Origin of the sequence: Streptacidiphilus sp. MAP12-33 (assembly GCF_041261265.1) — a bacterium.
In the GTDB taxonomy this organism is placed as follows: domain Bacteria; phylum Actinomycetota; class Actinomycetes; order Streptomycetales; family Streptomycetaceae; genus Streptacidiphilus.
Genome location: NZ_JBGCCA010000002.1, coordinates 125,830 through 136,158 on the forward strand (window position 1 = coordinate 125,830; position 10,329 = coordinate 136,158).

General features: G+C 71.0%; 16 protein-coding genes and 1 tRNA gene. 3 read left to right on the forward strand and 14 right to left on the reverse strand.

Annotation, left to right across the window (positions count from 1 at the left end):
* Nucleotides 1-186 precede the first annotated feature (186 nt).
* Nucleotides 187-1,542 carry a DUF2254 family protein gene (locus tag ABH931_RS03305; protein WP_370109674.1) on the forward strand — a complete coding sequence of 452 codons (1,356 nt, stop codon included), beginning with the start codon at nt 187-189 and terminating at the stop codon, nt 1,540-1,542.
* Nucleotides 1,543-1,805: 263 nt separating this feature from the next.
* On the opposite strand, the gene ABH931_RS03310 is transcribed toward ABH931_RS03305, so the two are convergent.
* On the reverse strand, nt 1,806-2,354 hold the full coding sequence (locus ABH931_RS03310) for a YdeI family protein (protein WP_370109676.1): 549 nt from the start codon (nt 2,352-2,354) through the stop codon (nt 1,806-1,808).
* A 159-nt stretch (nt 2,355-2,513) separates the two neighbouring features.
* Here ABH931_RS03310 and ABH931_RS03315 point away from each other — a divergent pair.
* Nucleotides 2,514-2,588, forward strand: a tRNA-Val gene (locus ABH931_RS03315).
* 55 nt (nt 2,589-2,643) lie between these two features.
* Here the strand turns inward: ABH931_RS03315 and ABH931_RS03320 are convergent.
* The 13 genes from ABH931_RS03320 to ABH931_RS03380 form a co-directional block, all read right to left on the reverse strand.
* Nucleotides 2,644-3,789 (reverse strand): tyrosine-type recombinase/integrase, encoded by a 1,146-nt coding sequence (locus ABH931_RS03320; RefSeq protein ID WP_370109678.1) that lies wholly within the window; start codon nt 3,787-3,789, stop codon nt 2,644-2,646.
* Nucleotides 3,789-3,968: a helix-turn-helix domain-containing protein gene (locus ABH931_RS03325; protein ID WP_370109680.1), complete on the reverse strand. Its 180-nt coding sequence runs from the start codon at nt 3,966-3,968 to the stop codon at nt 3,789-3,791. Before ABH931_RS03325 ends, ABH931_RS03320 begins: the two co-directional genes overlap by 1 nt.
* Nucleotides 3,958-5,442, reverse strand: a complete 1,485-nt coding sequence (locus ABH931_RS03330; RefSeq protein WP_370109682.1) for a replication initiator — start codon at nt 5,440-5,442, stop codon at nt 3,958-3,960. The genes ABH931_RS03325 and ABH931_RS03330 overlap by 11 nt, the downstream gene beginning before the upstream one ends.
* Nucleotides 5,442-5,618 (reverse strand): hypothetical protein, encoded by a 177-nt coding sequence (locus ABH931_RS03335; RefSeq protein WP_370109683.1) that lies wholly within the window; start codon nt 5,616-5,618, stop codon nt 5,442-5,444. Before ABH931_RS03335 ends, ABH931_RS03330 begins: the two co-directional genes overlap by 1 nt.
* 5 nt (nt 5,619-5,623) lie before the next feature.
* Nucleotides 5,624-5,833 carry a hypothetical protein gene (locus ABH931_RS03340; RefSeq protein ID WP_370109684.1) on the reverse strand — a complete coding sequence of 70 codons (210 nt, stop codon included), beginning with the start codon at nt 5,831-5,833 and terminating at the stop codon, nt 5,624-5,626.
* Nucleotides 5,834-5,837: 4 nt separating this feature from the next.
* Nucleotides 5,838-6,029, reverse strand: coding sequence for a hypothetical protein (locus tag ABH931_RS03345; protein WP_370109685.1), 192 nt, complete (start codon nt 6,027-6,029; stop codon nt 5,838-5,840).
* 98 nt (nt 6,030-6,127) lie between these two features.
* Nucleotides 6,128-6,478, reverse strand: coding sequence for a hypothetical protein (locus ABH931_RS03350; protein ID WP_370109687.1), 351 nt, complete (start codon nt 6,476-6,478; stop codon nt 6,128-6,130).
* Between the two features lie 21 nt (nt 6,479-6,499).
* Entirely contained in the window at nt 6,500-6,691 is a 192-nt protein-coding gene (locus ABH931_RS03355; RefSeq protein WP_370109689.1) for a hypothetical protein, read from the reverse strand.
* A complete protein-coding gene (locus tag ABH931_RS03360) occupies nt 6,688-7,389 on the reverse strand; it encodes a DUF2637 domain-containing protein (protein ID WP_370109691.1) in 702 nt (233 codons plus the stop codon). The genes ABH931_RS03355 and ABH931_RS03360 overlap by 4 nt, the downstream gene beginning before the upstream one ends.
* 84 nt (nt 7,390-7,473) lie before the next feature.
* Complete coding sequence (locus ABH931_RS03365; protein WP_370109693.1) at nt 7,474-7,671, reverse strand: hypothetical protein; 198 nt, start codon at nt 7,669-7,671, stop codon at nt 7,474-7,476.
* A gap of 2 nt (nt 7,672-7,673) precedes the next feature.
* Nucleotides 7,674-7,925: a hypothetical protein gene (locus ABH931_RS03370; RefSeq protein WP_370109695.1), complete on the reverse strand. Its 252-nt coding sequence runs from the start codon at nt 7,923-7,925 to the stop codon at nt 7,674-7,676.
* Between the two features lie 89 nt (nt 7,926-8,014).
* Nucleotides 8,015-9,412, reverse strand: a complete 1,398-nt coding sequence (locus ABH931_RS03375; RefSeq protein WP_370109697.1) for an FtsK/SpoIIIE domain-containing protein — start codon at nt 9,410-9,412, stop codon at nt 8,015-8,017.
* 5 nt (nt 9,413-9,417) lie between these two features.
* Complete coding sequence (locus tag ABH931_RS03380) at nt 9,418-9,765, reverse strand: hypothetical protein (protein ID WP_370109699.1); 348 nt, start codon at nt 9,763-9,765, stop codon at nt 9,418-9,420.
* A 160-nt stretch (nt 9,766-9,925) separates the two neighbouring features.
* Between ABH931_RS03380 and ABH931_RS03385 the strand changes: the two genes are divergently transcribed.
* On the forward strand, nt 9,926-10,294 hold the full coding sequence (locus ABH931_RS03385; RefSeq protein ID WP_370109701.1) for a winged helix-turn-helix domain-containing protein: 369 nt from the start codon (nt 9,926-9,928) through the stop codon (nt 10,292-10,294).
* Nucleotides 10,295-10,329 lie beyond the last annotated feature (35 nt).

Consider the following 10,329-nt stretch of genomic DNA (forward strand, 5'->3'; position numbering starts at 1 on the left):
CAACGGCCACCGGCCGGACGGGTGATCTTGATCGGAGGCGCATCTCCTTCACCCGAACGGCCCCCGCCACGCGGTGCGGCAGGGCGCACCCGGGGGACGGTTCCGTTTACTGGGACTCACCGTCTCCATCCCACCCGTCTTCACCCGTACCACCCTTCCCCCTCCTCTTTCCCGGAGGTCCGCCGGATGGCGACACCCGCGACGCCGCCGCCCGAGCGACCGTTCGGGCCCGCGTCCGCGCGTTCCCGGCACCCTCGCTCGGCCCGCCACCGGCGCCTGCAGCTCACCGCCCGCAACCAGGCCGTCGCGCTCTGCATCATCGCTGCGGGCACGCTGCTGGGCTGGGCCGTGCCGAACTCGGAGTCCTGGCTGCCCAAGGTCGGCCTGACCTACGACGCCGGCACCGCGCAGGCCGCGCTCGCAGCGATCGCGGGAGCGATGATCACCCTCTCCGGCTTCGTGATCACGGCGCTGACGCTCGTCCTGCAGACCGTGCAGAGCATGTCCCCACGTCTGGTGGGCGCGTTGCGGCACATGGGGCGCTACCTCGCCCTCTTCGCGCTGCTCGTCGCGACCGCCCTGTACGCGCTCGTCGCGCTGAGCCAGCTCGGTGGCGACACGGTCCCCCGGCTGACGGTCACCTGCGCCGTCGCCCTGGTGCTGATCGACGCGGTCGCCGTCCTCTACACGCTCGCCTCGCTGCGTTTCGCCGTGACCGGCGGCGGCCTCGCCCGCGCGGTCGGGGAACGGCTGCGCCTGGTCGTCGACGCCAGCTTCCCGACCCCGGTCGACGAACCGCCCGCCTCCGGCCCCGCCCCCGCGTCACCCGGCCTGCCCACCGAACCGCTGACCTGGCTCGACGTCCCTGGCCCCAGCCGTCCGGGCGTCCTGCAGAGCTTCGACGAACGCCGCCTCGTCCGGCTCCTTACCGAGGCCGACGCGCGGCTGGAACTGACCGTCGCCGTCGGCGAGTTCGTCAGCACCCGGACCACTCTGGGCCGCCTGGGCCTCACCGGGGCCGAAGTCCCGTCCCTCACGCTGCCCGGACTGGTCGCTGCCTGCGCCCGCTACGGACCCACCCGCACCGTCGAGCAGGACCCCTCCTACGGCTTCCGGCTGCTGGCCGACATCTCCATCCGCGCCCTGTCCCCGGCCGTCAACGACCCGACGACGGCGGTCCAGGCCCTCGACCAGATCGAGGAGGGCCTGCTCCGTGTCTGCACACGCGCGCTCGGCCCGGCCCTGCTGCTGGACACCAACGACGTCCCCCGCGTCGCCTACCCAGCTCCCGAGTGGCCGGACCTGGTGGCCCTCGCCCTCGACGAGACACTCCTCTACGGCGCGGGCAGCCCCCAAGTCGCCCGTCGCGCCCACGCCCTCCTTGACCGGGTCGAGGCAGTGGCCCCTCCCGCGCGCCGCGCCGCCCTCTCCGACCGCCGCGACCTGCTCACCCGCCTCAGCGCCGCCGCGCTGCCGGATCCCTTCCTGCGGACCCTCGCCTCCACCCCGGACCCCTTCGGCCTCGGCGGCCCGCCGAACTGATCTCCCCTACGTCCGACACGCGCGAGGGGCGCGCGGCCACTCCCCGGCCACACGCCCCTCACCTGCTCGCCCGTCCTCCGCCGGAAAGCGGACCCCGCCAAGGTTCCGCCCGGCAGGGCGGCACATCCGGCCCGTTCAGCTCCCCACAGAACCCCCGGGCCGGCCCCCTACGACGATCAAGCTAGCCCTTCCCACCTCGCGTACCGGGCCGCCCTGACGCCTCCTTGGCGTCCGTCCCGGCAACCCTGACGCCTCCTTGACGATCAACCGCCTCCGGCGGACAACTCCCCCACCACCCGCTCGGCGCGCGCGACCCGCACCGCCGCGGTCCTGGCCTTCAGCACCGGCAACATCAGCTGATACCGGGCGGTCCGTCCCATCGCCTCGAACCTCGCGGCCGCCTCCGGCCACCGGGCGAGTGCCTCCGCCAGCTCGACCGGCACCTCCGCCTCCCGTTGCCCGGCGTACGCGGCCTCCCACCGCCCGTCCGCCCGCGCGGCCTCGACCTCGGCCATCCCGGCCTCCGCCATCCGCCCGTCGGCGATCAACACCCGAGCCCGCTCGACATTCGCCGCCGACCAGGGACTCCGGGGACCGCGAGGCGAGTACCGCTGGAGATAGCTGCCGGCATCGTGAGCCCACCGCACACTGTCGATCCACCCGTAGCAGAGGGCCACCTGCAACGCGTCCTCTATCGCCAGGGCCGCGACGCGGGAGCCCCTCTTCGCGATCAGCAACCATGCCTCCGCCTCACTCCCGTGATGCGCGGCCAGCCACCCCTCCCACGCCCGGGCATCCTCGAAGTGCAGCATCCTCTCCCCGCCTTCCTCCCCTACCCACCTCACCAGTCTCCGCCCCTCCCCACCCCTCCGCGAGGCCCCCACCCACTTACCCGCAGCAAGCCCAGCCAGGAACCAGGTACTCTTAGCCCTTGTCCCGGCCCACACCGGGACTCCCGGGGCATGCCCCGAGGGCGCATAGCTCAGCGGTAGAGCGCTGCTCTTACAAAGCAGATGTCGGCGGTTCGAATCCGTCTGTGCCCACCAGCCAAAAGGCCCCGCAGCGATCAAGCTGCGGGGCCTTTGACATCCAGATCCGACATCACCGGGTACGGTGCCGCCGCTTCAACAGGCGGTCCATGTTGCCCATCGCTTCGCGGGACGTGTCCGTCGTGACGTGCGCGTACACGTTCATCGTGACCGCGATCTGGGAGTGCCCCAGGACCTCCATCACGACACGGGCAGGGACACCCGCGGCGATGAGCAGCGTGGCGCAGCCGTGCCGGGTGTCGTGCAGGCGGATCCGGCGGAGGCCGGCGTCCGAGGAGATCCGGGCGAAGGAGCGGGCCAGGTTCGTCGGCTCGACCGAGTGACCCGTCCGGGTCGTGAACACGTAGTCGCTCGCGTGCCAGGAGGCGCCGGCCGCGGTCCGCTGCTCCGCCTGGCGGATGCGCTGCCACCGGAGCGGGGCGATGCACATGAGCGGCAGCGGGATCATCCGGGTGCGTCGGTTCTTGGTCGAGTCCTCGTACAGCTCCCCGCCGACGCGCTGGATCTGGTTGCGGACGGTGAGGGTGCGGGCGTCAAGGTCAATGTCCGACCAGCGGAGTCCGACGATCTCACCGCGCCGCAGGCCCAGCGCCACGGCGAGGACGAAGGCCGTGTAGAGCGGGTCCGTGCGCGCGGCTTCCAGGAAGTCGAGCGTCTCATCCAGCTTCCAGGGGCGAGCCTCGCGCACCTGAACGCGCGGGGCGGGCACGAGCTTGGCGACGTTGCGCGTGATCAGTTCCTCTCGACAAGCGGCCGACAACGCGGTCCGCAGGACGCGGTGGGATTCCTTGGCGGTGGCGGTCGAAGCCGAGCGCGTCACCGCGGCGACCATCTGCCGGACGTCCCGGACGCTCAGCGACTCCAGGCTCTTGGTCCCGATGTTGGGCACCAGGTAGCGCCGGATGTGCGTCTCGTACTTCGCGTAGGTGGTCCGTTTCCGCTCAGGCCGGATGTACTGCTCGACCCAGTAAGGCAGCCACTCCGACAACTTGGCCGACCGGGTGGGCGTCGGGACGCCCTCCCGGTTGCGGGCAACCAGCTCCGCACGCTTCCGGTCGCACTCGTCCCAGGTCTTCCCGTAGACGTACTTGCGGGCCCGGGTGCCGTCCGGCTGGAGCACATACACGGCCGCCTGATACCTGCCGTCCGCGCGCTTGGTGACCGTACCTGCGCCGTTGGGGTTGCGCTTCTTGGCCATCAGACCGCCTCTGCCAGTTGCTCGGCGAGGTAGCTGTTCAGGCTGGCGGCGGGGATGCGACGGCAGCGGCCGATCTTGATGGACTTCAACCGGCGCGAGCGAATGAGGTCGTACACCGTGGAGCGGCCGACCTTGAGGCGGGCCATCACCTCCGGCACGGTGAGCACTTCATCGGACATGGGTGGGATCTCCTTCCAGTTGGGCGAGTTCTTCGCGGGCGGTGCGACGGTTCTCGGCGATGTCGCGGGCGATGGTCTGGGCGAGCAGGGATTCGCCGGGGCTGAGTCCTTGGCCGGCGTAGATCCAGTGCGCGAGGACGAGCGTTTCGGACTCTTCCTCCATCTCCTCCAGGTCGATGCCGGCGTCGAGGAGGCGAGTCCGTAGCTCGGCGTGGGCCTGTTCGGCGCGGTAGTCGGCACGTGCCTGCCGGAGTGCTCCGAGGGTGGTGGAGTAGGTCGGGGATTTAGACGAGAAGTGCCCCCGGAAGCCGAGCATGTGAGACCACTGCGCGAGCCGGCGGCCTGGATAGGCGCGGTCTAGCTCCCAGCAGGTCTCGATCAGACGGCGGGTGTGGTCGGGCAAGTCGTGAACGTCCAGGTCTTCGACCGCGTGGAGTCGCCGGTCCACGCTCTGCGTGGCTTCGGCCGCTTTGGTGGCGTACTTGGCCACGTAGGAGGCCACCGCCTGCTCGGTGATCTCGGAGCCGTCCCCGAATGCGCGGATCGGCCGAACGTCGACCTGCTCGCCCCACTCCAGGTCCCGGGCGGGCTGGGCGGGGACAGCGGGGATGCGCTTGGCGCCCTCACGGCGGGCCGGCTTGGCGTCGACCGGATCCAGGGACACGGTGACGCGGCGAACCGCTGCACGGATGGCACGCTCCAGCAGGGCGACTGTCGCCCAACGGGGCGGGGTGGTGCCGGGGCCGGCCCAGCCATCGAGGCGGATCACGGCGTGGAAGTGGACCGCACCGCGCTTTTGGTACTCGGCGACTTTGCCGAACGCCAGCTTGGCCGTGGCCTTGAACTCCTTCTGCGTGAGCCCCGACATGCGTGCCATGACCCGGAACAGGTAGATCGTGAAGCGGCGCCACAGCTCGGGGGCGTAGTTGTTCCACAGCACGGCGCCCGCGTAGTCGTACCGGTCGGGGTCGAGCGGGGTACCTAGCAGCGCGTCACCCTCGGGGTGCTGACGCCCGCAGCGGCACCGACCGTGCTCGGGGCGGTTGTGGACCGGTCCGAACGACGGCGCCGTCAGGGTGGCGAAGACGCGGGGGCAGTCCCGGACCGTGGCGGACACGTCCTTCGAATCGTCGCCCACGAGGCCGGCGCGGATGAGGTGGTAGGTGTCGGCGGAGTAGGTGCGTGAGCAGGCGGGGCAGCGGGAGGCGCGGCGGTTGCCGCAGGCGACCTTGAGCTGATGGCCCGGCTCGTCGTGGGTGCTGTAGGTGGAGAGGACCTGTCCGCCCTTGCGGTTGATCAGGGTCTTGGTGCCTTGCAGGTGGATGGGGTTGGCGCAGCCTCCGGTGCGGTGGAGCTGCTCCATCAGGCGGGGCAGGTCCCCACGTGCGGCGAGGCGGGCGAGGTCGAGGACGGCGGCGCGGTCCCGCTCGCTCCCAAAGGTGGGGGCGGGCGGGACCTGGGTCGGGGCGAACATCAGGAGCGCTCACCCTCGGGGCGGTCGGTGGCGTGCCGGTCGTTCCAGTCCTCCGCGCACACCTTGTGGACGGGCTTGCCACGGTCGGCGCGCAGGTTGGTGGGCTTGTCGCAGAGCACGCAGTCCTCGGCGGTCTTGGACCAGTGGCTGGAGTCGCGCCAGTTGAGGAGGGCCATGGCGGTCACCGGTCCTCGTGGCTGGACTGGTGGGTGAGGTACTCGCTGACCAGGGCCTTGACCTCGGTGGTGCCGGTGGCGGTGCCGGTCTGGCCGCAGTGGCAGGCGTAGTCGGCGAGCGGGAGCGGGGCCCAGGCGTCGGGGTTCATCCGGTCGGAGGGGTTGTAGGGGGCGGAGACGTGGATGCCGGGGTTGTTCTGGCTCGGCTTGGCCATCACGTCACCGCCCGACCGGGGCGAGCACGGGGGCCGGGCGGACGGTGGTACGGGTGCCGGTGCCGGCGCAGTCGAGGCAGACCACGGCGAGCGTGGGCAGGGTGCCGTCCGTCTGGCGGGCGCCGATGGAGACGGAGACGACGGGGAAGCCGTCGCAGGTCGGGCAGACGCGCGTGAGGAGCTGGTGGGCGTGCATGATGGTGGGACTCCTGTCCTGTCGGTTGATGGCGGGGCGGGGTGCTCGGGGCGACCGGTCTTCCTGCCAGGGATTCGGGCGGTCGCCCCGAGGTGGAGCTAGCGGCGCGGGCGGTTCTGGACGTCGTTCAGCAGGGACTTGAGGACGGCGGCGACGACCGCGAGGGCGAGCGCGGAGAGCGCGAACGCGAGCAGCAGCCCGATCGCGATGGCGCCGACGGTGACCACGGCGACGACGGCACCGATGCCGCCGGCGACGTAGGGGGCGATCGAGGGGCTCTGTGCGGGCGCCGAGGCGGGCGCGTAGTAGACCGGCGCGGCGGGGGTGTTGCCGTGGTCGGGGCAGGTGCATACCTGCTGGTGGGCGGGCGGGGCGACGGGGACCGGCTGGTAGGGCTGGACCGTGTAGGTCTGGTTCGAGCCGGGCGCGTAGGTCGGGCGGATTCCCATGACGGATCGTTTCCTTCCTGGTCAGTGGCGGTTGTTGACGACGCTGACGCCGGTCTTGGTGGTCTGGTCGACGGCGGGGCCGAACATGGTGTGGTTGAGGTAGAAGCCGAAGAGGATCAGGACGACGACGATCCAGGCGCGCAGCCGCAGGAACTTGACGATCACCAGGACGGCGAGGCCGAGCAGGACCACGAGCGGGACGTTGACGTTCATGCCGGGACTCCTTCGAGCTGAGCGAGGACATCGGCGGCGACCGCCGGGGGGAGGTTGAGGCGGGCCCGGAGGGTGTCTGCGTCGAGCGCGGTGCCGGTGCGGGTGTGGTGGTCGGCGGCGAGCTTGCGGGCCATGTCGAGCAGTGCGGCCGGCACGGACATGGGCGGGGCCGCGGGCGGGACCGGCGGCAGGGCAGGGGCCGGTTCCGGCTCGGGCAGTTCCGGCGCGGCGTCCACGGCGGTGGGCGGGGTGTCGTCGCGCTCCATGGCGACCACCGGGGCCGGGGCCCGGCGCTCGGGCGGTGCCGCGGGGGCGTCGGTGCGGGGGAGCGAGATGCGGCCGTGGGCGAGGAGGGTGCCGCCGAGGAACGCGGCGGCGGGCCAGCCGGCGACGAGCATCCGCAGCCAGGCGGGGGCGTTGTGCATGTCGAGGAAGCCGGCGGTGGCCACGTTCGCGCCGAGCGAGGCGGTCAGGGCGATGGCGAACCAGGCCCAGGCCAGGCGGGCGGTGCGATCGGCGCTCAGGCGTCGCCAGGCGGCGACCATGAGCAGGTCCACCGAGATGGGGTAGGCCCAGCCCTTCCAGCCGGTCTGACCGGCGGACACGGCCACGTCGTGCAGGTGGGCGAAGGACAGCGCGGCGGCGATCACGGCCTGCACGAGGACCGCGTCCACGCGGGGCAGGAGACGGCGTTTCATCGGAGGTTTCTCCGTTCGGAGTTGGTGCCGGAGGCGGGCGGGGTGCTTGGCCGTCCGCCCGGCTCCGGGGATTGGCGGAGTTGCTCAGAACGGGGCGAGGTAGCTGCCGGTGCCGAGGCAGTCCATGCAGACCGCCTCTTGGAGCGCGACCTTGTGGCGAGTGCGGCCGGTGAACATGGGGCGCGTGATCTGTCCGGTACCGGCGCAGCCCTCGCAGTTCACGAGCACGGGAGCGGGCTTCGGGGCGGACACGGCCGGCGGGCGCCTGCGGGTCGTGGCCACGGTCACGCCACCTCGGTCGAATCGGCCGTCTGCGCGGCGGCGTAGGTCTCCATCGCGGTGACGTAGCGGGCGGTGGCGTCGGCGAGCTGGCGAGCGAAGGCCAGGTGATCGGTCAAGGGCAGGTCTCCGCACGCGCTGATCATCAGGTGCTGGCCGATGTTGGTCAGGCCCAGGATCGGGGTGCGCTCGGTGCCGTAGGCGTGCAGGTCAACCCAGGTGTCAGCGTCGACGTGGTAGCTCATCGAGACGTGCACGGGGAGCCTCTTTCGGATGGTTTGGGGCATGGCTCGGGTAGGGACTTGGCGCTCAGGTGCGCCGACCAGGGGCGTTCGAGGATTGGCCGCTACGAGGCGGAGTCGGCCGGGAGGTACACCGGCAGGTCTTCCAACTCGGCGTCGATCACGGGTAGCACGGGGCGGAAGCCGTTCAGGACGGGCAGGTCCGGCACCAGGTGCGCGGTGTCGGCGCAGCGCTTGGCCGTCTCCGTGAGGGAGCGCTTGGGGGTGCGGATGCGCTGCCAGTGCCCGGAGGTGTCGCCGGCGATGGCGTAGCCGGGCAGGTCGGGGCTGATGTTCGTGGCCTGCGCGGCGGCCTCTTCGGACACGTCGCCCAAGCCCATGCGGGCCGATTCGGAGTCATTCACGCGGTGCACGACTCGGTTGGTGAGCTGCGACCGCAGCAGCGTGGCGCCCTTGCCCAGTTCCGCGCCGAAGCGCTGGCCGTTGACCTCCAGGTACATGCCGGCGGCGCGGGCGAGCTGCGCGAAGCGGACCAGCAGCGTGACGCACTGTTCGACGCGGAGCTTGTCCGTGCGGGAGGAGCCGAGGAACAGTTCCGCGATCTCGTCCACGATCAGGACCAGCGGCACGGGGCGGATGTGCTCCGGGAGTCCCCAGATGTCGGCGGTGATCTCCCCGTCCAGGACGGTGCCGGGGATGCCGAGGTAGGAGCGGACGAGCTCGTAGCGCTCGGCCATGACCTGATTGACCAGGAGGCGCAGCAGGTCCAGCGCGGCGTCCGGCTCGGTCGCCAGGGCGGACAGGCGGGGGCCGAACGGGATCTGTTCGACGCCCTTCTTGCAGTCGATTCCGCACACGGCGACGTGCTGACCGGCCAGGCCGTGGACCAGGTTGCGGGCGAACATCGACTTGCCCGACTGGTTCGCGCCCAGGTTCAGGCCGTGCGGCTTGGCCTTGTAGTCGCGCACGTAGACGGTGCCGTCGTCCGCCATCGCCACCGGTATCCGCATCTCGCCGGCGGCCCTGGCGGCGAGCCGGTCCGGCATGACCACCTTGCGGAGCACGTCGAAACCGGTGATCCGCAGATCCACGATGCCGGGCCGCACCTCGGTGACGTGCACCGAGTGGACCTGCCAGGCGTGCCGCAGCGCATCCGCCGCGCGAACGGCGGTGTCGGTCGTCATGCCCTTGGCCAGCCGCACCCGGATCCGGAGGCCACGGGTCGAGGGGCGGAGGCCGCGCACCTTCGGCGGAGCCGGACGCACCAGCGCGTCACGCTCACCGGCCCGAGCGGCGAAGACCTTCCACATCGGCGGCTCAGCCGACAGCCCGCACGCCTCCATCGTGCCCGCCCAGTCCCGGCTCATCCGGAACGCTGCGGCCGGCATCCCGACCGACGACCAGTACAGGCGCGGCGCGTGCTGGCGGGCGTAGAGAGCGCCACCCGTCGCGGTGACCGCTATCGGACCACCCGCCTCGATCAGCGGCATCAGGCCGGTCACCGCAGTCAGCCCTTGGCCGGCGCGGCGAGGGAGGTGATGGCCATGGCGCGGAACGCGATCCCGTGCCGCTTCTCCCCGTTGAACTCGTTCTCCCAGTCACGGGCCTTGAGCCCGGTCACCGCCACCGGGGTACCCACCGGGAGGCCAGCCGCCGGGATACCGGAGTCGGGGACCGTCACCGTCAGCAGGTTCCCCTCACCCTCGTCCGAGACGATCAGGCCCACCGTCGCCAGCGTCTCCCCGGTCTGGGAATCGGCCGCGAGCTCCTGGGTCTTCTTGTTCTTGTACTTCGGTGCCGGGGCGACCGCCACGAACACCATCGCGGTGGAAAGGTCGATCTTGAAGGAAGGCATCTGCCTACTCCTTGAGTCGATGCTTGAAGCACTTAGTACTTCATCTTGATTCGAGAGTGCACCTGTCCTACTTGGTATGTCAAGTGGCTTGGCGCGATTGGCTGTCGACTCGCGTCGTCCCCATGTGGTCCACTTGTTGCAACAAGTGCGGAGAGGGGACATGGCACAGTTCAGCGGGCGTGCGGCCTACCTGCAGATCGCCGACGAGATCAAGGTTCAGATCCGGAACGGCGGTCTGGAGCCGGGAGCGAAGCTCCCGTCCGAGTCCGAGATCATGCAGCTCCATGACGTGTCCCGGACTGTTGCTCGGCAGGCGATCTCTCGCCTTCGAGAGGACGGCTACGCCTATTCGCACCAGGGCAAGGGGAGCTTTGCGGCTCTGCCCGACGCCGCGAACGCCGCCAAGCACAGTCCGGAGTACGAGCAGATCAACGAAACCCTGCTCACCGTGCTGGGCGAGGTGCGTCGCCTTGCTGAGCGGCTTGACGAACTTGAGGCGGTCGTCCGTTCGGAGCCACTGCCGAAGTAGCAATCTCATCCGCGCGACGGGCCAGGTCGCGCAGC